The 26,086-nt window shown below is 69.4% G+C and carries 13 protein-coding genes; 7 read left to right on the top strand and 6 right to left on the bottom strand.

The genetic code is table 11. The annotated features are described in order from the left end of the window. The first annotated feature begins 251 nt into the window (after window positions 1-251). Window positions 252-560: a hypothetical protein gene (locus ACFWPQ_RS36640; RefSeq protein WP_384044681.1), complete on the top strand. Its 309-nt coding sequence runs from the start codon at window positions 252-254 to the stop codon at window positions 558-560. A 108-nt stretch (window positions 561-668) separates the two neighbouring features. On the opposite strand, the gene ACFWPQ_RS36645 is transcribed toward ACFWPQ_RS36640, so the two are convergent. Beyond that, entirely contained in the window at window positions 669-1,592 is a 924-nt protein-coding gene (locus tag ACFWPQ_RS36645) for a GNAT family N-acetyltransferase (RefSeq protein ID WP_384044765.1), read from the bottom strand. A 217-nt stretch (window positions 1,593-1,809) separates the two neighbouring features. Continuing rightward, window positions 1,810-2,088 (bottom strand): hypothetical protein, encoded by a 279-nt coding sequence (locus ACFWPQ_RS36650; RefSeq protein ID WP_384044684.1) that lies wholly within the window; start codon window positions 2,086-2,088, stop codon window positions 1,810-1,812. A gap of 713 nt (window positions 2,089-2,801) precedes the next feature. On the opposite strand from ACFWPQ_RS36650, the gene acnA reads away from it, so the two are divergent. Continuing rightward, window positions 2,802-5,531, top strand: coding sequence for an aconitate hydratase AcnA (acnA, locus tag ACFWPQ_RS36655; RefSeq protein ID WP_384044687.1), 2,730 nt, complete (start codon window positions 2,802-2,804; stop codon window positions 5,529-5,531). A 64-nt stretch (window positions 5,532-5,595) separates the two neighbouring features. On the opposite strand, the gene ACFWPQ_RS36660 is transcribed toward acnA, so the two are convergent. Then, entirely contained in the window at window positions 5,596-6,537 is a 942-nt protein-coding gene (locus ACFWPQ_RS36660) for a LuxR family transcriptional regulator (RefSeq protein WP_384044690.1), read from the bottom strand. Window positions 6,538-6,658: 121 nt separating this feature from the next. Then, complete coding sequence (locus ACFWPQ_RS36665; RefSeq protein WP_384044693.1) at window positions 6,659-10,345, bottom strand: S8 family serine peptidase; 3,687 nt, start codon at window positions 10,343-10,345, stop codon at window positions 6,659-6,661. 326 nt (window positions 10,346-10,671) lie between these two features. On the opposite strand from ACFWPQ_RS36665, the gene ACFWPQ_RS36670 reads away from it, so the two are divergent. Both ACFWPQ_RS36670 and ACFWPQ_RS36675 read left to right on the top strand, forming a co-directional pair. Continuing rightward, window positions 10,672-11,397 carry a response regulator transcription factor gene (locus ACFWPQ_RS36670; protein WP_384044696.1) on the top strand — a complete coding sequence of 242 codons (726 nt, stop codon included), beginning with the start codon at window positions 10,672-10,674 and terminating at the stop codon, window positions 11,395-11,397. Then, the gene (locus tag ACFWPQ_RS36675; RefSeq protein WP_384044699.1) at window positions 11,394-12,905 is read left to right on the top strand and encodes an ATP-binding protein; all 1,512 of its coding nucleotides are present in this window, start codon (window positions 11,394-11,396) and stop codon (window positions 12,903-12,905) included. Before ACFWPQ_RS36670 ends, ACFWPQ_RS36675 begins: the two co-directional genes overlap by 4 nt. Window positions 12,906-13,005: 100 nt before the next feature. On the opposite strand, the gene ACFWPQ_RS36680 is transcribed toward ACFWPQ_RS36675, so the two are convergent. Beyond that, window positions 13,006-15,273, bottom strand: a complete 2,268-nt coding sequence (locus tag ACFWPQ_RS36680) for an NEW3 domain-containing protein (protein WP_384044701.1) — start codon at window positions 15,271-15,273, stop codon at window positions 13,006-13,008. Between the two features lie 381 nt (window positions 15,274-15,654). Here ACFWPQ_RS36680 and ACFWPQ_RS36685 point away from each other — a divergent pair, with 381 nt between their 5' ends. Together ACFWPQ_RS36685 and ACFWPQ_RS36690 are read left to right on the top strand one after the other, a co-directional pair. Then, window positions 15,655-16,740 carry a lytic polysaccharide monooxygenase gene (locus ACFWPQ_RS36685; RefSeq protein ID WP_384044768.1) on the top strand — a complete coding sequence of 362 codons (1,086 nt, stop codon included), beginning with the start codon at window positions 15,655-15,657 and terminating at the stop codon, window positions 16,738-16,740. 371 nt (window positions 16,741-17,111) lie between these two features. Beyond that, window positions 17,112-20,384: a GH92 family glycosyl hydrolase gene (locus tag ACFWPQ_RS36690; RefSeq protein ID WP_384044704.1), complete on the top strand. Its 3,273-nt coding sequence runs from the start codon at window positions 17,112-17,114 to the stop codon at window positions 20,382-20,384. A 60-nt stretch (window positions 20,385-20,444) separates the two neighbouring features. Here ACFWPQ_RS36690 and ACFWPQ_RS36695 read toward each other — a convergent pair whose 3' ends face one another. Beyond that, on the bottom strand, window positions 20,445-24,188 hold the full coding sequence (locus ACFWPQ_RS36695; protein ID WP_384044770.1) for a GH92 family glycosyl hydrolase: 3,744 nt from the start codon (window positions 24,186-24,188) through the stop codon (window positions 20,445-20,447). 436 nt (window positions 24,189-24,624) lie between these two features. On the opposite strand from ACFWPQ_RS36695, the gene ngcE reads away from it, so the two are divergent. Next, the gene (gene ngcE / locus ACFWPQ_RS36700) at window positions 24,625-26,076 is read left to right on the top strand and encodes an N-acetylglucosamine/diacetylchitobiose ABC transporter substrate-binding protein (RefSeq protein ID WP_384044707.1); all 1,452 of its coding nucleotides are present in this window, start codon (window positions 24,625-24,627) and stop codon (window positions 26,074-26,076) included. The last annotated feature ends 10 nt before the right edge of the window (window positions 26,077-26,086 follow it).

A 26,086-nucleotide genomic window follows, 5' to 3' on the forward strand; every position in this document is an offset into this window, starting at 1 on the left:
CCCCATTATTTCGGGTGGGGTTGATCGTAGAGGGGCGGGCTCCCGCCGACGGCAGCCTGGAAGAAGGTGACAAGGTCTTGACGGCTACCGGCGGCTACTTGTCCACGAAGTGGCGGATCATTGACAGCGTCCGGCGCCCCGACCGGAGGCGTCCACGGTGTCGAATGGGGTTCGACCGAGCGGCGTGAGCGGTCGTGAGGCTTTGGCGCTGAGGGTGTCCTGGGCGCCCGCACGGATGGCAGCATCGTGTCGTGATCACTCGTGTCGAAGAGGGCGAAGCCGTGGGTCAGGGAGACGAAGTGGTCAGGGCGCTCCTGACGGCGGTGGCGACCCTGGAGGATCTCGTCGAGGTGGGGCATGACGCGCATGCGGCGTTGAGCACCCTGGAGGACATCGCCCACGAACTGGGCAGAATGGATTCGGGTGAGCGTCGGCGGTTCACCGAGGTGCTGGAGCGTGTCGCCGCGGAAGAGCCGGGCCGGGCCGCCTGGATCCGGGGCGTTCCCCATGCACTGGGCCTTGATCGTCGAGACCTGGGGACCGAAGGGGTACGCCCGTGACCGGGCCGGCCGTCAGGTGTCGTACCGACCGTCCCAGGGGGCGGAAAGGCCGAGGCAGCCTGGGTGTTTGCGGGGGCGCCGTCTGCGGCGCCCCCGCCCGGTGCTCAATCAGTTCCAGGTCATATTGATCTCACGCCCGAAATTGACGTATCCAGCGCGTCGGAAGGCGTTCGCCATCGGGACGTTGCCCAGGTCTGTGGACGCGCGGATGTGGGGGACGTCCTGCTCGGCAAGGATGCGGGTGCCCTCGGCGAGAAGGTCGTCGATGTAGCCGTTGCCGCGGTGCGTGGGAAGGACCGCGATGTAGGCGATGATCGCGTTGTAGCCGTTGTGGGCCGGGAGGACGAACCCCACCGGCTCTCCATCGGGCAGCGTTGCGATCCGCCACCAGTCTCGCGGGCTTGTGTAGCGTGCCAGCTCGTCCTCGTAGTGCTTGACGGCCGCCTCCTGGGCGGACATCCGGGTCAGGTCGTCACGGCCATGTGCGTCCAGCGTGCCGTCCAGAACCGAGGTCATCAAGGCCACGAGCTCTCTGGCATCGCGGATCGGGCGGAACGCAAGGCGCTCGGTGGGCTTGGGGACCGGTGATTCCGGGCGCCATTCCAGCCGCAGTCGTTCGACGAAGAGCCGGGCACCGGTCCTCTCCAGTACCGTCATGCGGTCCTCGACGGCTTGTCTGGTCACCGTGTTCTCGCGCCAGTCCGGCGGGACGAAACGGCTGTACTCAGGGGGACGCGATCCGTTCGGAAGGGTGGCCGCCATCGCGGTGCGCAGGAGTCGCACCCCGATGTCCCTGTGATCGGAATTCGCGGCGTTGTCGTCGATGTCGAGGACATCCAGGATGAGGGGTGTGTCGCTGCCGGCTCGACTCCACCAGGCGGCTCTGGCCAGTAGGCGGTCACCGCGCAGGGCGACCCACATCCATTCCGGGCGGCGGCGGCCGACGGCAAGGTCGTCTGCCAGTTCCTCGTTGAGGACGTAGGGCAGTTGGGAGAAGAGGTCGAGTTCTTCGCGTCCGTTGAGGGGACGCATGGTCAGGTCGTTCTGTTTCACGGTTCAGGCACGCTCCGGTGAAGGCGCCCGTCCGCTCCGGGGTCAGACGCGGTCCGCGCCCCGGGAGGACGCAAGCGCGGTGATCATGGGGATCATCGGCTTATCCCTCCTCTCGCTGTCGTGCCCTCACCCTCGTGGCAGGGGCCCGGTCGCAACGACTATCCAACCGCGGCCCCTGTGCGCAAACCGCTTTCGATCAGCGAGAGCGTGTCCCGTCCGGTGTGGTGGAGGGCGAATTCGTAGTGGGTGAGGCGGTCGCGGACCCACTTGACGAGGGGGCGTCGATGTCGTCGGGTCCGACGCCGATGCCGCGAGAGCTGACTCCGCCGATGCCGCGGGAGCTGACTCCGCCGACGAACGGGGCAAGGCCGCCGTCCCGCAGGGCGGTTCTCTCCCAGTGGTCGGAGGCGAGCAGGCCGGAGAGCGCGACGATCTCGGGGTGGAGGCCGGCGGCGAGGGCGAGGCCGTCGGCCACGGATTTCCCGGAGGGAATCGGCCCGCCGAGCGAAGAAGTCCGGCGTATGCGTCAGCGGACCCAGCTCGCCGTCCGGCCAGGACAACCCGAACGGCTGGGCAGCCATGCCGAGTGCCTCGGGATCGAGATCCCACGCATGAGGTGATCACGTTCCAGCCGGGACTCGTACGGAACATGCCCTCCAGCCGTCGCCGACCAGTACCGGCCCGTGCAGTTCCGCTGCCCGCGATACGACGGAAAGGACCGCGTCGGCATCCCTGACTCGAACCGCACCGACCACAGCACGGACAGCGGCCCCTCACGCCGGACACCATCCGGCCCGACCGGCCGCACCCAGAAATCCGCCGCATCCGTCCCGGCCCCCGCGACCAATCACCGACGCGGTAGAGCAACCGTGGGAAAGGCGCGTCAGCGGCACCTCGGAATGACTTGAGACACCGCCCGGCAGGCCCGAGAAGGACTGAGACGCGGCCACCGATGCCGCAGAAAGACCGGGACTGCCCCAGGTTCGCCGAGACGCCACATCGGGTCCGGGCATGACCAACCGGCGCCCGTGTACTAGAGTTATCTCGACATCGAGATATCTGCCCAGGCGCACCGTAGCCGCCACCCTGGTAAGGCATGCCTAACTTAGCCTGACCTTACTGGATCGGCCAAGTCGGCGTGGCGGCACGATTGACGGTGGTACGCGCACATCAATGAAGGAGACTGTCGTGTCGGCGAACAGCTTCGACGCCCGCAGCACGCTGCAGGTGGGCGACGAGTCGTACGAGATCTTCCGGCTGGACAAGGTGGAAGGCTCGGCTCGCCTTCCGTACAGCCTGAAGGTGCTGCTGGAGAACCTGCTCCGCACGGAGGACGGCGCGAACATCACCGCCGACCACATCCGAGCCCTCGGCGGCTGGGACTCGCAGGCCCAGCCCAGCCAGGAGATCCAGTTCACGCCGGCCCGCGTGATCATGCAGGACTTCACCGGCGTCCCGTGTGTCGTGGACCTCGCGACCATGCGTGAGGCCGTGAAGGAGCTGGGCGGCGACCCCGCCAAGATCAACCCGCTGGCCCCGGCCGAGCTGGTCATCGACCACTCCGTCATCGCCGACAAGTTCGGCACCAACGACGCCTTCAAGCAGAACGTCGAGCTGGAGTACGGCCGCAACAAGGAGCGCTACCAGTTCCTGCGCTGGGGCCAGACCGCCTTCGACGAGTTCAAGGTCGTCCCCCCGGGCACCGGCATCGTCCACCAGGTGAACATCGAGCACCTGGCCCGCACGGTCATGGTGCGGGGCGGGCAGGCCTACCCCGACACCCTGGTCGGCACCGACTCGCACACCACCATGGTCAACGGCCTCGGCGTGCTCGGCTGGGGCGTCGGCGGCATCGAGGCCGAGGCCGCGATGCTCGGCCAGCCGGTCTCCATGCTCATCCCGCGCGTCGTCGGCTTCAAGCTGACCGGTGAGCTCAAGCCGGGCACGACCGCCACGGACCTCGTCCTCACCATCACCGAGATGCTGCGCAAGCACGGCGTCGTCGGCAAGTTCGTCGAGTTCTACGGCGAGGGTGTGGCGGCCACGAGCCTCGCCAACCGCGCCACCATCGGCAACATGTCGCCGGAGTTCGGCTCCACCGCCGCGATCTTCCCGATCGACGACGAGACCCTGAACTACCTGCGTCTGACCGGCCGCGACGCCCAGCAGGTCGCGCTCGTCGAGGCGTACGCCAAGGAGCAGGGCCTCTGGCTGGACCCGAAGGCCGAGCCCGACTTCTCCGAGAAGCTGGAGCTGGACCTCGCCACCGTCGTCCCCTCCATCGCCGGCCCGAAGCGCCCGCAGGACCGTATCGTCCTCGCCAACGCCGCCGAGCAGTTCAAGACGGACGTCCGCAACTACGTGGACACCGCCGACGAGGCGGGCAAGGAGTCCTTCCCGGCCTCCGACGCCCCGGCGTCCATCAACGGCGTCCCGGCCAACCCGGTCACCGTCACCGCCGCCGACGGCTCGACGTACGAGATCGACCACGGCGCGGTCACCGTCGCGGCCATCACCTCCTGCACCAACACCTCGAACCCGTACGTCATGGTCGCCGCCGCCCTGGTGGCCAAGAAGGCGGTCGAGAAGGGCCTGACCCGCAAGCCCTGGGTCAAGACCACCCTCGCCCCGGGTTCCAAGGTCGTCACCGACTACTTCGAGAAGGCGGGCCTGACCCCCTACCTCGACAAGGTCGGCTTCAACCTGGTCGGCTACGGCTGCACCACCTGCATCGGCAACTCCGGCCCGCTGCCGGAGGAGGTCTCCAAGGCCGTCAACGACCACGACCTGGCCGTGACCTCGGTCCTCTCCGGCAACCGGAACTTCGAGGGCCGGATCAACCCCGACGTCAAGATGAACTACCTGGCATCCCCGCCGCTGGTGGTCGCCTACGCGCTCGCGGGCTCCATGAAGGTGGACATCACCAAGGACGCGCTCGGCACCGACCAGGACGGCAAGCCGGTCTACCTGGCCGACATCTGGCCGACCGAGGCCGAGGTCAACGAGGTCGTCGCCAACGCGATCGGCGAGGACATGTTCAACAAGTCCTACGCCGACGTCTTCGCCGGTGACGCCCAGTGGCAGTCGCTGCCGATCCCGACCGGCAACACCTTCGACTGGGACCCGCAGTCGACCTACGTCCGCAAGCCCCCGTACTTCGAGGGCATGCAGCACGAGCCGTCGCCGGTCACCGACATCGCCGGCGCCCGCGTCCTCGCCAAGCTCGGCGACTCGGTGACGACGGACCACATCTCCCCGGCCGGTGCCATCAAGGCCGACACCCCGGCCGGCAAGTACCTCACCGAGCACGGTGTGGAGCGTCGTGACTTCAACAGCTACGGCTCGCGCCGAGGCAACCACGAGGTCATGATCCGCGGCACGTTCGCCAACATCCGCCTGCGCAACCAGATCGCGCCGGGCACCGAGGGCGGTTACACCCGCGACTTCACCCGGTCCGCCGAAGGTGAAGGAGGGGCGCCGGTGGCGTTCATCTACGACGCCTCCCGCAACTACATCGAGCAGGGCATCCCGCTGGTCGTCCTGGCCGGCAAGGAGTACGGCTCCGGCTCGTCCCGTGACTGGGCCGCCAAGGGCACCGCGCTGCTCGGCGTCAAGGCCGTCATCGCCGAGTCGTACGAGCGCATCCACCGCTCGAACCTGATCGGCATGGGCGTGCTGCCGCTGCAGTTCCCGGAGGGCGCCACCGCCGAGTCCCTCGGCCTGACCGGCGAGGAGACCTTCTCCTTCACCGGCGTCGAGGAGCTCAACAACGGCACCACCCCGCGCACGGTCAAGGTCACCACCGACACGGGCGTCGAGTTCGACGCGGTCGTCCGCATCGACACCCCCGGTGAGGCCGACTACTACCGCAACGGCGGCATCATGCAGTACGTGCTGCGCAGCCTGATCCGCAAGTAGCGGACCCGGTACGGCGGTTGCGGGCCGCATCCCCGGTGACGGGGGTGCGGCCCGCCCCGTTCCGCTACAGCCAGCCGCGCTGAGCGGCCCGCAGGCCGAGCTGGAACCGGCTCGTCGCCCCGAGCCGTTCCTGCAGGTCGCTCACCCGTCGCCGCAGTGTTCGCAGACTCACCCCCAGGTGACGGGCCACCGCCTCGTCCTTCATCCCGGCCGCCAGCAGCCGCGTCAACGTCTGCTCGTCCTCGGAGAGTTCGCCGCCCACTTCGGGCCGGCCGAGCGGGGTCGCCTGCTGCCAGGCCAGTTCGAAGAGCTTCTGCAGAGCCTCGGTGACCGCCGAGTGCCAGACGACGACGGCGCAGTAGCCGCCCGCCGCGGACGAGGTCAGCGGGAGCATCGCCCGGCGTCCGTCGACCACCAGCAGCTTGAGCGGCACGGACGGCAACACCCGGGCCTGCTCGCCGAGTTCCACCATCCGCCAGGCGCGGGACAGAGCGTTCGGATCCTCCAGGTCGCTCGCCGCGTAGAGGCCGCGGGAGACGATCCCGCGCTTCAGCAGATCGGCCTGGAGGTCCGCCTGCGGTGCGGGCGGGGCGAGGTACGGCGGAGTGTCGAAGAGGCACACCTCGTGCTCGGCGCGGGCGTACATCTCCTCCAGGCGGGCCGCGATGGCGCCCTCGCCGGAGGCGACCTCGATCAGCCGGGACGGCTCCTCGCGCAGCAGCCCGGCCTCGTACGCCGTGGCCATCTCCTCGGCGGTGGCGGCCAGCAGTTCGGACTCCGTCTCGCGCCGCCGGATCAGCGCACGGATCGCCACCCGCGGGTCGACCGCGCGTAACCCGCCCATGGAGTCCGGCGGTTGCAGCAGCCCAAGGGCGAGCAGCCGGTTGCAGGCCTCGCGCAGCTGGGCCGGGGTCGCCCTGGTCAGCAGCGCCCAGCCGGCCGCGCCGGCGTCCGGCTGATGCAGAATCGACTGGTACACCACCTCGTCGAAGGCGGAGACCCCCACCGCGGCCCAGGGGCTCGCAGCAGGGGTCTGTCTTGCAGGATCTTGTGCCCTGTTCACCATGGCCCGCCACGGTAGAGGGTCTTTGTTAAGAATCCTTACTGTGGCTCGTCGGGGCGTTGCTTCACTTCAGGCCGAACGCCCGCAGCACGGTCTGGTCGATCCCGTTGCCGTCCCGGTCCGCGGCCCGCACCCGCAGCGACACCGTCTCGGCACCCTTCTCCGGCCTGAACCGCGCCGTGCCGTTCCTGACCTTCACTTCCTTCCAGGACGTACCGTCGTCGTAGGAGACCCAGGCCTGCAGACTGCTCGCCCGCACGCTCCCCAGCTGGTTCGCGACCGGCAGCGCGATCTTCACCGTGTGCCCGCGGTCGGCCCGGTTGAGCAGGTCGAGGCCCTTCGGGCTGATGCCGACGGTGAGCAGCGGCAGCGCCGTCTTGGCGTCGGTGTGCGCCGAGGAGAAGGTCCACTCGGTGTGCGTGCTCGTCGAGTACCTGGCCCACTCCGCCCTGCGCTGTACGTCCAGTTCGAAGCGGTACGCGGTCTTGTCCGCCGCCACATCGAAGGTGCCGTACCCGCCGAGGGTGGAGTCGCCGACCAGTTGCCCGTCCGCGTAGAGCGCGCCCTGCGCGGTGTTGTCGATGCCGTCGATCGCTCCGTAGTGGCCCGGCGTCGGGTCGGCCAACTCCGGGATCCTGAAGGTGAGTTTGTCTCCGTCGCGCGCGGAGAGCCCGTACTCCGTGCTGCTGCCCGGCCGGACGACCTGGCGCAGCCAGTCCTCGGCGGGGTCGGTTCCCGGCTCGGTGAAGGTGCGCAGCGGGCTCCACTCGCCCTTGAGCGTGTCCCACTTCGGATAGACGACGTGCCAGGTACGGGTGTCCGGGTCGACGTAGTAGTACTCGTCGCGCTCCGTGCCCAACTGCGTCGGCACACTGGTCTCGATGCCGAAGCGCTGCCAGGGCCGGAAGGTGTACAGGGTGTCCGCGGCCATGTCGCCGGCCGTGGCACCGTAGTAACGGACCTTCCGCTTCACGGTGTTGGACTTGTCCAGGCGGTAGGTCTGGTTCGCGGTGATGGCGCCGCTCTGCGCGGCGAGCAGGTTGTAGACGTAGGGGCTGGTCGGTGTGCCGTTCAGCTTCAGGGTGACCTTCTTGCCGGTCTTCAGCAGGCTGCCGAGCGCGGCGCCCTGCTCGCCGGTGGCGATCATCAGCGGGACGGTGGTCGCCCGGTCCACCGCCTCGATCCAGAAGCCGGGGGTCTTGCGGTAGGCGATCAGGTAACCCGCCCCGGCCTTGGTCGCGTTGTCGAGCGCGGACTGCGCCCGCTCGGTGGCGCCGAGCGCGACCACCGCCACCTTGCCCTTGACGTCGAGCCCCGCGAAGTCGGCCTCGGTACCGCCGCCCGCGTCCACCGCCTGGACCGTGTGCTCACCGCTGATCTTCAACGGGAAGTCCTCGTACGTCTGGCAGTAGTAGAGCGAGGACAGATCCGTCTTCTGCGGACCGGTGACGCTCGCCGTCAAGTCCTTCGCGTACAGGCGGAACTTGGCGTAGAAGTCCAGGGTGCCTTCGGTGACCTGCTGGGTCGGCGCCACGTAGACGTGGTCGGTCCAGAAGCCCTGGCTGTAGGTGAGACCCCAGGAACCGGCCGGCCCGGTGCGGTACCAGTTGGTGCTGAAGCCCTGGAACTCGGAGTCCTCCTTGGTCTTCGGTTTGATCTCCACCGCCTTGCGGGCGTCGAGCACCACCGCGGTGTCCCCGTCGACCTTGATCTCCGGGTTGCCGACGATCGACGTGCCCACGGCCAGCCCGCCCGCGTCCCGGTCCGGGATCCAGGTCGCGATCGAGTAGGTGCCAGCCGGTACCTGCCAGGTCCAGCCGGTGCCGAGGAAGCCGTACTCGTTGGGGTAGGCGCCGTTCAGCTCCTGGAGCGTGTAGAGCGACGCCCCGGCGGACGGGTTGCCCTCGCGGTCCACGAGCGACACCTTGAGGTTGTACGTCTTCGGCGACTTCTCGAAACCGACGCCCGTGGTGACCTGGACGCCGCCGTCGGCGGTCGCCGTGACATGGCCTGTGTACCGGCCCACGGCCTCCTGCGCCGGGTCGACGCCGACGGAGACGCCGGCGGTGCCCCGCGCGGGCACGGTCAGGGTGTCCGCGCTCAGAGCGAGGTCTGCCAGTGACGACGAGAGCTTCAACTCCACCGGACTGTCAGTGGTGTTGGTGTACGTGATGCCCTTGGTGACGACACCGTTGTCGCCGTCCTCGAACTTGCCGAAGCTCAGCGCCGAGGTCGCGAAGACACCCTGCTCGACCGCCCGCACCGCGTCGACCCGCCCGTCGCCCTGCTCGAACACGGAGTTGACGGTGTTCGTCTTCGCCGTACTGGCCAGGGCCTCCTTGATCTGCTCGCCCGTCCAGTCCGGATGCGCCTCGGCGACCAGCGCCGCCGTGCCCGCGACATGCGGGGTCGCCATCGACGTACCGCTCGCCGTCGTGTAGTAGTCGTCGACCGGCGTACTGCCGGGCATGTTGGTGCCGGCGGAGCGGGCCGCCGTGATGTTCACGCCCGGCGCGGTGATCTCCGGCTTGACCGCGTAGTCGCCGATGCGCGGACCCCGGCTGGAGAACGAGGCCAAGTTGTCCGACTTGTCGACCGCGCCCACCGTCAGCGCCGAGTCGGCGATGCCCGGCGTGCCCACGGTCTGCTCGCCGGGACCCGCGTTGCCCGCCGCGATCACGAACAGCGTGCCGGTGGCCGCGGACAGGTCGTCGACGGTCTCGCTGAGCACGTCCGAGGGGCCGGACGCCGTACCGCCCAGGGACATCGAGACGATCTTCGCGCCGGAGTGCGCCGCCCACTCCATGCCCGCGATGATCCAGGAGGACTGACCGCTGCCCGTGTTGTCCAGCACCTTGCCGACCAGCAGCCGGGCGCCCGGGGCCACTCCCTTGTACCGGCCGCCCGAGGCAGCGCCCGAGCCGACGATCGTGGACGCCACGTGGGTGCCGTGGCCGAAGCCGTCCTGCACGGTCTCGTCCGGTACGAAGCTCTCCGAGTCCGCGATCTTCCCGGCCAGGTCCGGGTGCCCGAGGTCCACGCCCGTGTCCAGGACCGCGACCTCGACGCCCGCGCCGTCGTATCCGGCCTTCCACACCTCGGGCGCGCCGATCTGCGGCACGCTCACGTCGAGGGACGCCTTCACCTTGGCGTCCAGCCAGATCTTGTCGATGCCGTCACCGAGCTGCTTCGCGGCCTTCGCGGTGGGCGCGGTGCCGAGCGGCGGTGCGATGTCCGACCAGAACGCGCTCGACTTCCTCGCACTGAGCGCCGCGCCGTCGATCCCGGGCAGTGCCAGCGTCCGGCGCGCACCCTCGGGGGTCTCGGCGCCCTTGCCGTACGTCGCGATGACCGGGGTGCTGCCGGTCTTCGCGTCCGTGTACCCCTGTGCGACCAGCTGGGAGACGTTGAACAGGGCCGGGTCGAGGCGGCCCGCCTTGATCAGCGGGATGGCGTCCGCCGGCAGGACGCTGATCTCGCCGTCCTTCTCGCTCGACAGGAAGGTGGCGGCCTCGCGGCCCTTGCCACGCCGGACGTCGACGGCGTTCTTGCCGTCCGGTCCGACGGTGAGGGTCACGGTGTCGCCGGTGATGAGAGTGACGGTCTGCGGCGCGGCGGTGGTGCTCGGACCGGCGAGGGCTGTGACGGGTGTGGTGACCGGGGACCCCGGAGCGGCTGTCGCGGGCGTGATCGCCCCCGCGAGCAGTCCGGCCGCTCCTGCCACGGCCCACAGGGCGTGGAGTCTTCGCATGGGTGGACGTCCTCCCCTGAACGTGGAGACGCTTCCGCCCGGTAAGCGGAAGCCAGAGATCAGAGTGGGCGCCGGGTCGGCGGTGGCTCAAGGGATCACGGTGGCCGGAGCGTGCCAATGCCCGCTTCGGCCAAGGGAGTTGGCACACACACCGCGTCCGGCGCCCCCGGTCCTGGCGTCCGCGTCCGGCGCCCCCGGTCCTGGCGTCCGCGACCGGCCGCCCCCGGTCCTGGCGTCCGCGTTCCGGCCCCGCACCCGTCCCGTCCCACGGCTTCGGCTCAGTGGGAACACAGCATTCCCTCAGCGAACCGGCACAGACTTGCTACATGTCTGCCACCGCAGGGGTCCGAACCGGCCGGGTCCGCGTCCTGATCGTCGACGACGAGCCCGGTCTCACCGAGTTGCTCGCCGCCGCCGTCGCCGACGCGGGCTGGCGGCCCTACCCCGCGCTCGACGGGCAGACGGCACTGCGGCTGGCCCGCGGCTGCGCCCCGCACGCGGTGGTGCTCGACGGGATGCTGCCCGACCTCGACGGCCTGCAGGTGCTGCGCAGACTCCGCTACGAGATGCCGAGGCTCCCCGTCCTGATGCTCACCGCCCGCGATGCCATCGAACACCGTATCGACGGCCTGGAGGCCGGGGCCGACGACTACGTCACCAAGCCCTTCTCCCTGGAGGAGGTCGTGCTGCGGCTGCGCGGACTCCTGCGCCGGGCCGGCACCGAACAGCCGCCCGCCGACGACTCGGTACGGGTCCTCGGCGACCTGGTGCTCACCGGCGAGTCCCGCGAGGTGCAGCGGGCCGGCACCCCGATCAAGCTCACCGCCAAGGAGTTCGACCTGCTCAGCCTGCTCCTGGACCATCCGCGCCAGGTGCTCAGCAAGGCCCAGATCCTCGACCACGTCTGGAGCACCTCCTTCGACGGGGGCGGCAACCTCGTCGAGGTCTACATCTCCAGCCTGCGGCGCAAGATCGACCGTGGGCGGGCCCCGATGATCCACACCGTGCGCGGCATGGGCTACGTCGTCCGGCCCGTGGAGGAGAGCAGATGACCGCCCGGCTGCAGAGCCGCTCGCTGCGCACGCGACTGCTCGTCTTCATCACCGCCGTCCTCGTCTGCGTGTGCGCCGCGATGGCCCTGACCACGGTGTTCGCCCAACGCGCCTATCTCATGGGCAACCTGGACAACCAGGTGAGCGACGCGGCCGAGCGCGGCGTCGGCGGCGCCGCCCTGCACCCGGATCTCACCCGCGACCTGACCTTCCTCAACGAGAGCGGCCACCCGGCCGGCATGCTCGCCGCCCGCCTGGACGCCAAGGGCGACATCATCAACGCGGCCGTCGTCAGCCAGGACGCACCCCCGCGCTCCCTCAGCACAGCCCAGACCAACGCCCTCGAAGGCCTCGCACAGGACGGTTCCACCCACACCCGCCAGGTCCCCGGCCTGGGCACCTACCGGGTCACCGCCCTGAACGCGAGCGGTGTCCGCGTCCTGGCCGGGCTCCCCATGGACAACGTCCTGGACACCATCAGCGGCCTGGTGGAGGTCGAGACCGTGGTCGCCGGCGTCGGCCTCACGATCGCGGGCTGCGTCTGCGCGGTGGTGATACGACGACAGCTGCGCCCCCTCGGCCGGGTCGCCGCCACCGCCGTCGAGGTCTCCCACGCACCGCTTGGCCGGGGCCAGGTGACCGGCCTGACCCGGGTGCCCGAGCGGGACACCGACCCCGGCAGCGAGGCCGGGCAGGTCGGCGCCGCCCTCAACCGCATGATCGACCATGTCGAGGCGTCGCTGGCGGAACGCCAGCGCAGCGAGGAACAGGTGCGCCGCAGCGAGGAGCGCATGCGCCGCTTCCTCGCCGACGCCAGCCACGAACTGCGCACCCCGCTCGCCTCGATCGCCGGCTACGCCGAGCTGATGAACCGCGGCACGGACCGTATCGAACCCGGCCTGGCCTGGCGCCGGGTCAACGCCGAGTCGGCCCGGATGCGCAGCCTGGTGGAGGACCTGCTGCTGCTGGCCCGCCTCGACGAGGGCCGTCCGCTGCAGTCCGCCGAGGTGGACATGGCCGCACTGGTCGCGGAGGCCGTGTGGGACGCGCGGGCGGCCGGCGCCGGGCACGTCTGGCAGCTCGAACTCGGACTCGACAGCCCGTCGCTGGTGCTCGGCGACGAGGCCCGCCTGCACCAGGTGGTGGCCAACCTGCTGGCCAACGCGCGGGTCCACACCCCCGTCGGGACCACCGTGACCGCCACGGTCGAAGTCACCCCGACCACCTGTGTGATCCGGGTCCGCGACGACGGCCCCGGCATCCCGCCCGCCCTTCTCCCGACCGTCTTCGAACGCTTCACCCGGGCCGACACCTCCCGCACCCGCGCCGGCGTCCTGGAGGGCGGCTCGGGCCTGGGCCTCGCGATCGCCTCGGCCATCACCACGGCCCACGGCGGCCGCCTCGGCGTGGACAGCGTCCCGGGCCGCACGGAATTCACCCTGGAACTCCCGGTCACCGAACTCCCGCCGACCGGAACGGCGATCGGCGCCCGCACGGCACCCGTGTAGCCGGGCACCGCGCGGGCGGACACCGAGATCGCTCGGACCGCTGGGGATCGGACCGCTGGGGATCGGATCGCTGGGGATCGGATCGCTGAGGATCGGATCGCTAGGGAGTGGTCGTGAACGTGTCGAAGTCGGCCTCGCCGGTGGTGCCCGAGGCGTGCGAGGTCTGGGTGAGGCCGACGTCCTGGGTGGCCGCGGCGGTCGGGACGGTGATGGTGCCGACCAGGTTCCAGGTGGTGTCGTCGGTGGAGTAGTAGCCGCTGTACGTGGTGCCGTTGCGGACCAGCTTCAGCCACGAGGGGTAGGTGGCGGTGCCGGTGGAGTCCTGGGAGTCCAGCTTTCCGTCGCCGTCGCTGTCCCAGTCGAGGAGGTAGCCGTTGGAGGGGGTCGCGACCAGGGCCAGATAGCCGGGGGAGGTGTCGGGCTGGGTGATGTCGTTGCGGACCATGATCCCGGCCTTCGCCCAGACGCTCGTGTTCGACTGGGAGTCGAGCTTCACGGTGGTCACGGAACCGTCGTGCTCGGCCCCCGGCAGATAGACCGTGCCGTATTCGTTGGTGCCGTTGTACAGGTCGGCGCCCTGGGCCCGGATCCCGAGCCGGCTGCCGGACTCGCTGAAGCTCGCCGTGGTGGAGGCGAACGTCCGGTACGGGGCCGTCACCTGGTGGTTGACGGTGATCGTGTCACCGGCGGTGAGCCTGGTCCTCGCACCCGACCGGAAGCGGTAGGCGGCCGTCCCCCGGAAGTCGCTGGAGGCGAAGAGTTCCGCCGAGGGCGGGATGGCGACGGAGTAGGTGGCCTTCAGCGCGTGGCCGCCCCGGATCGTCCGGGCCGACGTCGGAGACTTGGTGGTGATCTTCGTGCCGGACGGCCCGGTGAGGGTCAGAGCGGTGTCGGTGATCGGCCGCGACCCGTTGTCGGACAGGACCGCGGTCACGGTGCGTGTGGTGCTGTCGCTCGACGCGGGGGCCCAGTTCAGCGCCAGCGAGACGTCCGGAGCCGCACCGGCCACCGGGTGGCGGCTGGGATGCACCCGGTACAGGACCACACCGTGCGGCGGCACGTTCGCCGCGATCCGGCCGGCGGACTCGGTCAGCCGCTGGTTCCACAGGTCCCGCAGGGCGTAGTCGCGCGCCGCGGGCAGACCCAGCGCGGCCGCGGTCGTGGCGACCTCCCGGGGAGCCGAACCGGTGTTGAACAGACCGACGACCACGTCACCGTCGCGCTCGGTCTTGGCGAACACCTGGGAGTTCGCGTCCGAGGAGATCCGCCGGGCGTCGATGCCGTCCTGGTCGACCGCGAGCACGTCGGTGTTCTTCAGCAGGGCGAGGTCGGCGGAGTCGAGGTGGGTGAGGTCGGTGCCGAGGATCAGCGGGGAGGCGGCCAGCGACCACAGGCTCATCTGCGTCCTGCGCTCGTCGGGGGTCAGGCCGTTGTGGTCGCCGTTGCCGATCTCCAGGGAGTCGTAGTCGTTGTACCCGCCGGGACCGCCGTACGGGGCCCACGCGGCGACCTGGTCGAACCGGGAGGCGACCGAGGCCCAGGTGGTCAGCGGATAGCTGCTGTCGTCCGGCCCGCAGTAGCACTCGATGTCGCCGCCGGTGCGCCAGCCGTTGGACAGCCTGGCCCAGGTGGCCGCGTTGTTGATGTCGAGGTTGTTGGACAGCTCCAGATGGATGGGCCGGCTGGTGTGCTTCAGCGCGTCCGACCAGGCCTGGACGTCCTGTTGGTCCCAGGTGCCGACTCCGTCGATCTTGAGATAGTCGATGCCCCAGCCGGCGAACTGCCCGGCCCAGGAGTCGATGAACGCCTGCGCGCCGGGCTTGGTGTAGTCGATGCCCACCATGCCACCGCAGTTGTAGTTGTTCTCCGAGGTCGTCGTGGCGATGTCCCGGGCGTGGTACGGGGTTCCCTGGATCGCGGTGTTCTGCGCGACCGCCTGCTGGGAGATGCCGGGAGTGACGTACAGGCCGAACTTCAGCCCGAGGGAGTGGACATGGTCGGCTACCACCTGGACGCCGTTCTCACCGCCCCGGGGCGGGAACTTGGCGGGGTCGGTGACCCAGCGGCCGTACTGGTCGACGTCCGGCCCCTGGCTGCCCGGGCACTGGTACCAGAAGTCGTCGACGTTGGCGTAGACGAACCCGTTCTTCGCGAGCCCGCTGTCCTTGAGCGCCTTCGCCTGCGCTTCTATGGTCTGTGCGGTCGGATTGCGGCGGACGAAGCTCCAACTGCTCCATCCGAGCACGGGTTTGAGCCCGACACCGTTGTCATCGGCCAGCGCGGACCCCGCTCCCGCGCCGGTGATCCCCGTGGCGAGCAGCAGCGCTCCGGTGAACGCGGCCAGCAGGCCGCGGATCTGTCTTCTCATGAGTTCTTCCTCCATCGCAGCGCCCTGACAGCGCGACGGTCGGTATCGGAAGGCCAATGGCTCAGAAACCGTCAAGAACCAACCTCATGGCCGCGTCAAGTGAACATGACCGAACTCCAGTCACCACATAGCGCGGTTGGCCAAAAATGGGTCAAGCCTGTGCGCCCACTGTGGTGACCCTGCTGTCCGATTTCGTCGGCCGTCCACCGTTTACAGCCGCCCCCGACCGCGCTAGCTTCACAGGGGAGTGGGGTGGGAGCGCTCCCATAGACTTCGGCGGACCGGAACCCGTCGACGCGCCGGGCTCGCTTCCACCCCGCGTTCGTCCCCGTGACCCGCGCACGGCCACTCACCCCACACAGAGGTAGATCTGTCATGCCTATGACAAACAGGCAACTCCTCTCCCGCCGCCCCCGATTACCCCTCCCCACCAGGGGCCGGGCCCTGTTCCTCACCCTCCTCGCCGTCCTCACCACGGTCCCCGCCCTGGCCCTGATCCTGGCCGCCGGCGCCCCGGCCCAGGCGCACGGCACCCCGATGAAACCCGGCAGCCGTACCTTCCTGTGCTGGCAGGACGCGCTCACCGACACCGGGGAGATCAAGCCCGTCAACCCCGCCTGCAAGGCGGCCCAACAGGTCAGCGGGACCACGCCGTTCTACAACTGGTTCTCCGTGCTCCGCTCTGACGGCGCCGGCCGCACCCGCGGGTTCGTGCCCGACGGGCAGCTGTGCAGCGGCGGCAACCCCAACTTCACCGGCTTCGACCTGCCCCGCGACGACTGGCCGGTCACGCATCTCACCTCCGGCGCCACCGTCGACTTCTCCTACAACGCCTGGGCGGCGCACCCGGGTTGGTTCTACGTCTACGTCACCAAGGACGGCTACGACCCGACCCAGCCGCTCACCTGGGACGACATGGAGGACGCGCCCTTCCTGACCGTCGACCACCCGCCGCTCAACGGCACCCCGGGCACGGTCGAGGCCAACTACTCCTGGACCGGGCGGCTTCCGGCCGGCAAGACGGGGCGGCACATCATCTACATGGTGTGGCAGCGCTCGGACAGCACGGAGACCTTCTACTCCTGCTCGGACGTCGTCTTCGACGGCGGCAACGGCGAGGTCACCGGCATCCACGACCCGGGCAACCCCACCGAACCCCCGCCCGGCACCTGCACCGCCACCCGGACCACGACCAACAGCTGGCCCGGCGGCTACCAGTCCGAGGTCACCGTCACCAACAGCGGCGACGTCCCGATGCTCGGCTGGATGGTCGACTGGACGCTCCCCGGCGGACAGTCGGTGGCCAGCCTCTGGAACGGCAACGCCACCTACAGCGGACAGGACGTGATGGTCCACAACGCCGACTGGAACGGCTCGCTCAGTCCCGGACAGAGCACGACGTTCGGCTACGTCGTCCAGGGCGGCGGCGGGGACAGCGCGACCGGCCTGCCGTGTCAGGTCGGTTGACGCGCGCGATCCGCTCTGGGCGGACCCGGTGTCGGTGCGCACCGGGTCCGCGAGCCGGGCAGGCGAGGGGGGGTAGGCCTGTCCGGGTGGGAGTTGGTCGAAATGCCTCTTGAACGCCTTGCCGTGCGTCTTGCCGTGCGGCTTGTGTCGACGCCGTGACGGGCGACAACGTTGTCTCATGTTTTGTACATGACTTTACCCTCTCAACCGACAACGATGTCAAGGCATTTCGGATCGCCCGACCGGGTGAACCGGTCCGGTGGCCTGCGAGGAATTCGCGGTCTTCCGTGGTACCGGTGGCGCACGTTACTGTCCCTGCGGCTTGTGCGACCCGTGGTGCGCGACCCGTCCGGAGGAGGAAGGGCCGCGTCATGCGTTTCCGACCCATGCCCCTGCTGCTGGCCGCGGTACTCGCGGCCGGCGGTGCCACCCCCGCCCTCGCGGCGACCACCAGCGCACCCCCAGAACTGGTCAAGGACCCCACGGCGTACGTCGATCCGCTGATCGGCAGCAAGAACGGCGGTGACACCTTCCCGGGCGCCGTCGTGCCGTTCGGCATGCTCTCCTGGAGCCCGGAGAACACCAGAGGCGACGCCACGAGAACGGCCGCACCGGGCGGCTACCAGTACGACGCCACCCGCATCCGCGGCTTCAGCCTGACCCACATGTCCGGCACCGGCTGCGCGGGCGGCAGCGGCGACATCCCGTTCTTCCCGTACGCCGGCGAGGTCACCTCGTCCCCGGCGGGGGACACCAAGGACGCCGTCTACGCCTCGGACTTCAGCCACACCGACGAGACCGCCGAGCCCGGGCACTACAAGGTGGGCCTCGCCTCCGGTGTCACCGCCGACCTCACCGCGACCACCCGTACCGGCTCGGGCCGCTTCGCCTACCCGGCCGACAAGCCCGCCTCCCTGCTGATCCGCACCGCCAACTCCGAGGTGGGCTCGGCCGATTCGACGGTCTCCATCGACCCGGCGACCCGCACGGTCTCCGGCTCGGTCACCTCCGGCGACTTCTGCGGCTATCTCGACCCCGAGGGCCAACGCTCCTACTACACCCTCTACTTCACCGCCCACTTCGACCGCGCCTTCACCGCCACCGGCACCTGGCAGGACGACCGGCTCAGCCCGGGCTCGACGACCGCCTCCGGCGGCACCGGCGGCTTCTCGGCGAACGGCGGCCGGCCCGTCGCCGGCAAGGGAGTCGGCGGGTACGTGCAGTTCGCGCCCGGCTCGGACCCGGTGAACGTCAAGGTCGGTATCTCGTACGTCAGCCAGGCCGCCGCCGAGGCGAACCTGCGGGCGGAGAACCCGCCGCACCGCTCCTTCGACGCCGTCCGCGACGCGGCCCACCGCGCCTGGCGCGACCGCCTCGACGCCATCCGGGTCGGCGGCGGCACCGACGCCGACCGCACCACCTTCTACACGGCGCTCTACCACTCCCTGTTCCACCCCAACGTCATCAGCGACGCCGACGGCCGCTACCGGGGCAGCGACGACAAGGTCCACCGGGTCGCCCACGGCCACCGGGCGCAGTACGGCACCTTCTCCGGCTGGGACGTCTACCGCGACCAGGTCCAGCTGCTCACCCTCCTCGACCCGCGCACCGGCTCGGACATCGCCCAGTCGCTCTACGAACTCGCCCGGCAGAACGGCGGGGTCTGGGACCGCTGGCTGCACGGCGCGAGCGGCACCCACGTCATGAACGGCGACCCGTCACCGACCGCCCTCGCCGGCATCCGGGCCTTCGGCGGCACCGACTTCGACCTGAAGGGGGCCCTGGACTCCCTGGTGAAGGCGGCGACGGTCCCGACGGCCCAGGACCTGTCGGCGGCCGGCAAACCGGTCCTGTCGGTCGGCCAACGCCCGTCCCTGGACAAGTACCTGGCCAACCACTACATGCCGTCCGTGTCCAACGCCTGGGGCGGCGCCGCCGAGACCCTGGAGATGTCCACCGCCGACTTCTCCCTCTCCCAGCTCGCCGCGGCGGCAGGGGAGAAGAGCACGGCCGCGGCCTTCGCCGACCGGTCCCAGTGGTGGCAGAACAACTTCGACATCGCCGCCGACCCCACCGGCGGCTACATCGCCAACCGCAAGGCGGACGGCAGCTGGGTCACCGGCTTCACCCCGGGCACCGGCAACGGGTTCGTGGAGGGCACGGCCGCCCAGTACACCTGGATGGTCCAGCACAACCCGGCCGGGCTCTTCGCCGCGATGGGCGGCACCGACCAGGCCCTCGCCCGCCTCGACGCCTTCTTCCACGACAGCGACGGCAGCTGGGCCTTCACCGGCAGCGGCGGCGACAAGTCCGAGCTGGACAACGAGCCCTCGCTCAACGTGCCCTACCTGTACGACTACGCCGGTGCCCCCTACAAGACGCAGGAGACCGTCCGCGCGGCGATGACACAGCTCTGGTCGACGCAGCCCGGCGGCATCCCCGGCAACGACGACCTCGGCGCGATGTCCGCCTGGTACGTCTTCTCCGCGCTCGGCATGTACCCGCAGGTCCCCTCCCGCGCCGAACTCGTCCTCGCCTCGCCCCTGTTCGAGCGGGTGGAGATCGACCGCCCGGACGGCAACGACATCTCGATCCACGCGCCGGGAGCGGCCGCCGGCGCCCCGTACGTCCAGTCCCTGAAGGTCAACGGCCGTACCAGTGACCGCCCTTGGCTCGACAGCTCCTTCGTCCGCGACGGCGGCCGGCTCGACTACACCCTCGCCGCCACCCCGAACCGCACCTGGGGCACCTCCTTCGCACCCCCGTCCTTCCGCCAGGGCGAGCAGCCGTACCAGATCGGCGTCGGCCCCACGGCGGCGACGATCGCCCCCGGTGACAGCGCGAAGGTGGACATCCGCGCGCTCTCCCTGACGGGCGGCACCGGCCCGGAGGTCCACTTCCGCGTCCAGACCCCGGACGGCGTCGAGGCCACCCCCGCCGAGGGCACGGTGACCGACGGCTCCCAGCAGCTCACCCTCTCCACCACCCCCGACACCCCGCAGGGCTACTACGACGTACAGGTCACGGTGACCTCCGCCAACACCTCCTACTCGCAGCCGGTCGCCCTCACCGTGGCCGCGCCCGGTACCCTGCTCGCCGCCTACGACAATACCGGCGTCTCGGACGACTCGGGCGAGCACGACGAGGCCGACTTCGACGGCGGCGGCTGGAGCTACTCCCGCCAGGCCCTCGCGGCGGCCGGCCTCACCGCGGGCGGCCAGGGCACGATCGACGGCCTCACCTACACCTGGCCGAACGCCCCCGCAGGCCGCCCGGACAACGCCACCGGCATCGCCCGGACCATCGAACTCCCCACCCCCGCGGCCACGTTGTCCTTCATCGGCAGCGCCACCAACGGCAACCAGGCCACCCGGGCGACCGTCACCTACACCGACGGCACCACCGACACGATCGACCTCTCCTTCACCGACTGGACCATCGGCGGTGGCGGCGGCACCGTCCAGTACGGCAACGAGATCGTGGCGAGGACCCCGTACCGCAACGTGGCGGGCGCGGACAAGGACCCGGTGGCCACCTACGTCTTCGCGACCAGGCCGTTCACGGCCCCGGACGGCAGGACCGTCAAGAGCGTCCGGCTTCCCGAGAACAGCGATCTGCACGTGTTCACTCTCGCCACCGGCTGAACCGGCCAAGAGAGAGGGGGCGGACCCGAACGGGCCCGCCCCCTTTTTCGTGCCGCCGGCTCAGGCCAGCAGTTCCACCTCCGCCAGGGTCGATTCGCCGTCCAGGACGAGCCGGTAGTGCGCGTACGTCCCGGGTTTCTGGATCGTGAACGCCCGTGTCTGGAGGTCCCAGGCGAAGGTCTCGCCCGAACGGTGGTCCACCGTCCGCCAGTCGGTGCCGTCCGTGGAGGCCTGCAGGGTCCAGCCCGTCGGGGCCTTCGTGTGGTCCGACGGGGAGGTGAGGGTGTACTGGATGCCCTTGGCCGACCCGGTCACCGGTAGGTCCACCGACGTCACCGTCTCCTGGGTCGCCGACGTGTTGTCGAACAGGGCGCCGTTGGCCTTCAGGACGTCCGTGCGCGGGGTCGGCACCTTGTCGTCCTTGGTGATCGAGACCGGGGCGGCGTTCTTGCCCGTGCCCCAGGTCGACGGCTTCGGGCCCATCGTGAAGTCGATGACACCGCCCTTGGAGATGAGCGAGTGGGGGAGTGAGGTCGACGTCCAGCTGCGGCCGTTGACGCGGACGCCCTGCACGTAGACGTTCTGCGCGCTGTTCCGCGGCGCCCGGATCACCAGGTCGTGGCCGTTCTCCAGGTGGACCGTCGCCTTCTTGAACAGCGGGGAGCCGATCGTGTAGTCGCCGCTGCCCATCACCAACGGGTAGAAGCCGAGGGCCGAGAAGAGGTACCAGGCCGACTGCTCGCCGTTGTCCTCGTCGCCGTGGTAGCCCTGGCCGATCTCGCTGCCGAGGTAGAGCCGGGAGAGCGCCTCACGGACGGTGGCCTGTGCCTTCCAGGGCTCGCCGGCCGCGTCGTACATGTAGATGACGTGGTGGGCGACCTGGTTGGAGTGGCCGTACATGCCCATCCGGACGTCCCGGGCCTCGGTCATCTCGTGGATGACCCCGCCGTAGGAGCCGACGAAGTCGGGGGAGGCCGTCTCGGGCGTCGCGAAGTACTCGTCCAGCTTGTCCGCGAGGCCGGACCGGCCGCCGTACAGGTTGGCGAGGCCCCGGCTGTCCTGCGGGGCGGTGAAGGCGTAACCCCAGCCGTTGGTCTCGGTGTAGTCGTAGCCCCACACCCGCGGGTCGTACGACGCCGAGTCCACCCGCCAGTCGCCCTGGGCGTCCTTGCCCTGGAAGAAGCCGGCCTTGGAGTCGAAGAGGTCGACGTAGTCCTGGGCGCGGTTGAGGAAGTAGTCCGACTCCTCCTTGTAGCGCTTCTCACCCGTCTTCTTGTACAGCGCCTTGCCCATCTCGGCGATGCCGTAGTCGTTGACGTAGCCCTCCATCGCCCAGGACAGGCCCTCGCGGGTGTCGTCGCTGGTGTAGCCGAGGAAGGGGGAGGTGGACATGCCCTTGCGGCCGACGCCCGAGGAGGGCGGGACCACCGTCGCGTTCTTCAGGGCCGCGTCGTACGCCGCCTTCGCGTCGAACTTCACGCCCTTGACGTACGCGTCGGCGAACGCCACGTCCGAGGAGGTGCCGGTCATCAGGTCGGCGTACCCGGGGGAGGACCAGCGCGAGGTCCAGCCGCCGTCCTTGTACTGCTGCACGAACCCGTCGACCATCTCACCGGCCTGCGACGGCGTCAGAAGGGAGTACGCGGGCCAGGTCGTGCGATAGGTGTCCCAGAAGCCGTTGTTGACGTACACCTTGCCGTCCACGATCTTCGCGCCGGTGTGCGTCGGGGTGTCCTGGCTCGTCATCGGCGAGAACGGGGAGGCGTACTGGTACGTCGAACCGACCTTCTCGAAGCCGGAGTTGGGGTACAGGTACAGCCGGTACATGCTGGAGTAGAGGGAGGTCAGCTGGTCGGCCGTGGCGCCCTCCACCTCGACCTTGCCGAGCAGCCTGTCCCAGACCTTCCGGGCCTGCGCCTTCACCGTGTCGAAGGAGGTGCCGTCCGGGATCTCCTGGCGCAGGTTGTCCTTGGCCTGGTCGACGCTGATGAGGGAGGTGGCCAGGCGGAGCGTGACGGTGTGGTCGGAGCCCGCGTCGAAGCGCAGGTAGCCCTTGACCCCGCTGGAGTCCCCGCCCGTCACCGGTTTGTCGAAGACGCCGTAGACGAAGAGGCGGGTCGCGCCCGTCGACAGGCCCGACTTGACGTCGGAGTAGCCGGTGACGATCCCGTGCTCCTTGTCGAGGGTCAGGCCCGCCTGCTCGGTCACGTTGTCGAAGATCACGCTCGCGTCGTCGCCCGGGTAGGTGAAGCGCAGCGCGGCCGCGTGGTCGGTCGGCGTTATCTCGGCCTTGAGGCCGTTCTCGAACGTGACCCCGTAGTAGTACGGCCGCGCGGTCTCGTTCTCGTGCCGGAAGGCCAGTTCGCGCGCCTCCCGGCCGGTGTCCGGGGTGCCGGAGGCGACGGACGGCATCATCTGGAAGGTCTGCCGGTCGCCCATCCAGGGGCTCGGCTCATGGCTCGCGCTGAACGCCTGGATCGTCGGCAGGTTGGCGTCGTTGTTCGCCCGGGCGTACTCGTACAGCCAGCTCTCCGAGGACGCGTTGGTCACCGGCGTCCAGAAGTTGAAGCCGTGCGGCAGGGCCGTGGCCGGGAAGTTGTTGCCGCGCGAGAAGCTGCCGCTGGAGTTGGTGCCGCGGGTGGTCAGCGCGTAGTCCGACAGATGCGCCTTCGGCTTCTCGGGAGCCACCGTCTTCAGCGACACGTCGTCGATCCAGCCGCGGAACTTCGCCGGCCCGGCGGGGGAGTCGTAGCCCACCAGGATCCGGTCCACCGTCTTTCCGGCCGCGACCGAACCGATCACCGACGAGACGTTGTTCCACTGGTTGGCGTACAGCGCCTTCGACGCGCCCTGCGCGCGCGGGGACAGCCCGAACCCGTGCTGGTCGACGGCCCCGAGGTCGCTCAGATAGGTGCCGTCCGTGAAGGCCAGGTCCACCGCCACGTTGGTGGCGTCGTAGTCGAGGTCGCCGTCGGCCATGGACGGGAAGATCCGGTAGCCCAGCTGCGTGTCGCGGCCGACCTTCACGTTCACGTCGAAGACCTTGTTGTACGAGTACGCGCGGCCGCTCGCCGTGTGCCGTCCGGCGTAGCGCAGTGCGTGCGTTCCCGTGAACCCGGCCCGTGCCTTCGCGGTCGGCGAGCCGTTCGGGCCCTTGTCGACCAGCGAGAGCATGTCCTGGGGCACCGGACCGCCGCTGCCGCCCGTGGAGAACTGCACGTCGGCGATCTGCAGGATGTCCGAGGCGCCGTTGTTCTTCGAGACGTCGAGCCGGAAGTGCTGGTACTCGGCGGGCGCGGCGAGGTCGTACGACTTGGTCTGGAACCGCTCCGAGAAGGACTCGCCGGTCCGGGTGTCGACGGTCTTCCAGTCCTTGCCGTCCGTCGAGCCCTGGAGGGTCCAGTCCTTGGGGTCGCGCTCGTCGTAGTCGTTCGCCGAGGTGAGGGCGTACGTCACCAGCTTGATGGGCTTGTCGAAGTCGAACTCGACCCAGCCGGTGGGCTCGAAGGTGAGCCACTTGGTGCCGGACTCGCCGTCGACGAGGTTCTCCTTGACCTCGCCCGCGCCGGTGTTCTCGCCGCTCGCCCGCACGTCGGTCACGTGGTCGGTGACGTTGCCGGGGATGCCGGTGCTGTAGCCGCCGTCCACCCCGGCGGCGCGTGGTGCGCCACCGGCGTCCGTGTCCACGGTGTCGGTCCAGTCCGGTGACGGATCGCCAGACTCGAACGAGGATGCGAACTGCGTCGCGGCGGCCGGTGCCTTCGCCGGCAGCGCCACCGCGGCTCCCTGGGAGCCCAGGGTCATGACTACGGCGGCCGCGATCACGACCGCCGTACCAGATCGGTGTCCTGTTCTTCGCTGCGTTCTCCGCTGCATCACAACGGGTTCCCTCCCTGCCACATGAGACAACGTTGTCAGCTGCGTGGCGCAGGAACCAGTAGGTGGTCAAGTGACCCGTGATGTCAAGGGTGTTGGGTGCGGCATTCAGGGGTGTATGTCGGCTCTTTTTCCGGCAAGGCGTACAGAGATCGCTCATATTTCCGACAGGTCTCAACTAGGAAAAGACCCGTGGCCAACCTTGCATTCGATCTTGCCCCGCCGACGGGAAGTGGACTATACCTGTCGGCGTTTCCCGCACGACTTCCTGCATGACTTCCTGCACGACCCAGCGCTACCCCACCGCGGTGCCGGGGAGGATCCGGTTCACCGCCTGAGTCCTGGAGAAGGCGAGGACTTGAGCATGGGATCCACTTCCGCAGCGAACCACGGTTCCGAGGGTGTCGGCCGCCGCGATCTGATCAAGCGTTCGGCCGCACTCGGCCTGATTTCACTCCCCACCGCCGGATTCCTCTCCGCCTGTGCCAGCAGTGGCGGCGGCGGTCAGTCCAAGGACAAGGCCGGCAAGAAGACGGCCAAGAACCCGCTGGGCGTCAACGACACCGCACAGATGGAATTCGTCCTCTTCGACGGCGGTTTCGGCAAGGAGTACGCCGAGGACGCGGTGAAGATCTACGAGAAGGACTTCCCGAAGGCCAAGGTCAAGTTCTCCGCCACCCAGAAGATCCAGTCCACCCTCCAGCCGCGCTTCAACCAGGGCACCCCGCCGGACCTCATCGACAACTCCGGTGCCGAGCAGATGGACATGGGCGTGCTCGTCGGCAAGAAGCAGCTCACCGACCTCACCCCGCTCCTCGACGCCCCGTCGTACGACGACCCGGACAAGAAGGTCCGCGACACGCTGCGCCCCGGCATCGTCGAGATGGGCCAGTTCGACGGCGACCCGGTCTGGATCATGTACTACGCCTACACGGTCTACGGCGTCTGGTACTCGCAGAAGGCCCTGGACTCGCTGGACGCCGAGTACCCGCAGACCTGGGACCAGATGATCGCCGTCTGCGAGAAGGCCAAGAAGAAGGGCATGGCCGGCTGGACCTACGCGGGCAAGTACCCGTACTACATCCCCTTCTCGCTCTACCCGATGATCGGCAAGGTCGGCGGCGTCGAGGTCCTGAACGCGATCGACAACCTGGAGCCGGGCGCCTGGAAGCACCCGGCCGTCAAGGCGTGTTTCGAGGCCTACTACGAGCTCTACAAGAAGGGCTACATCCTCAAGGGCACCCCCGGCCTCGACCACATCCAGTCGCAGACCGCCTGGGCGCAGGGCAAGGCCCTGTTCATCCCGAACGGCTCCTGGGTGGAGAACGAGTCGGCGAACGTCATCCCCTCCGACTTCAACCTGGCCGTCTCCGCGCCCACCGGCATCGACAAGAACGACAAGATGCCGTTCGGCACCATCTGGGCCTCCGGCGGCGAGCCGTTCATCGTCCCGGCCAAGGCGGCGAACGCCGAGGGCGGCATGGAGCAGCTGCGCATCATGCTCAGCGAGGCCTCCTCCAAGAACTTCACGACCAAGGTGAAGTCGCTGACCGCCTACAACGGCGGCACCGACGGCATCACCCTCACCCCGGGCCTCACCTCCGGGGTCGCCGCCCTGAAGCTGGCCGGGTCGAATGTGGTCAATCCGCGGATGCAGGACTGGTACGTGCAGCTTCAGAAGGAGAAGATCGGAGTCGCCGGTCTCGGCGAGCTGATGGCCGGCCGGCTGACCCCGGCGGAGGCCATCAACAAGATCCAGGGCTTCGCCGACGAGGCCGCCAAGGACACCTCGATCAAGCACTACAAGCACCAGTAACCAGCAACCC

It is taken from the genome of Streptomyces sp. NPDC058464 (genome assembly GCF_042721035.1).
GTDB lineage: Bacteria > Actinomycetota > Actinomycetes > Streptomycetales > Streptomycetaceae > Streptomyces.

Bases quoted from the DNA above. Each gene is read 5' to 3' on its own strand.
- ACFWPQ_RS36645 (WP_384044765.1), bottom strand. From the start codon at position 1,592: ATGCGTCCCCTCAACGGACGCGAAGAACTCGACCTCTTCTCCCAACTG.
- ACFWPQ_RS36665 (WP_384044693.1), bottom strand. From the start codon at position 10,345: ATGCGAAGACTCCACGCCCTGTGGGCCGTGGCAGGAGCGGCCGGACTG.
- ACFWPQ_RS36670 (WP_384044696.1), top strand. From the start codon at position 10,672: ATGTCTGCCACCGCAGGGGTCCGAACCGGCCGGGTCCGCGTCCTGATC.
- ACFWPQ_RS36675 (WP_384044699.1), top strand. From the start codon at position 11,394: ATGACCGCCCGGCTGCAGAGCCGCTCGCTGCGCACGCGACTGCTCGTC.
- ACFWPQ_RS36680 (WP_384044701.1), bottom strand. From the start codon at position 15,273: ATGAGAAGACAGATCCGCGGCCTGCTGGCCGCGTTCACCGGAGCGCTG.
- ACFWPQ_RS36685 (WP_384044768.1), top strand. From the start codon at position 15,655: ATGACAAACAGGCAACTCCTCTCCCGCCGCCCCCGATTACCCCTCCCC.
- ACFWPQ_RS36690 (WP_384044704.1), top strand. From the start codon at position 17,112: ATGCGTTTCCGACCCATGCCCCTGCTGCTGGCCGCGGTACTCGCGGCC.
- ACFWPQ_RS36695 (WP_384044770.1), bottom strand. From the start codon at position 24,188: ATGACCCTGGGCTCCCAGGGAGCCGCGGTGGCGCTGCCGGCGAAGGCA.
- ngcE (WP_384044707.1), top strand. From the start codon at position 24,625: ATGGGATCCACTTCCGCAGCGAACCACGGTTCCGAGGGTGTCGGCCGC.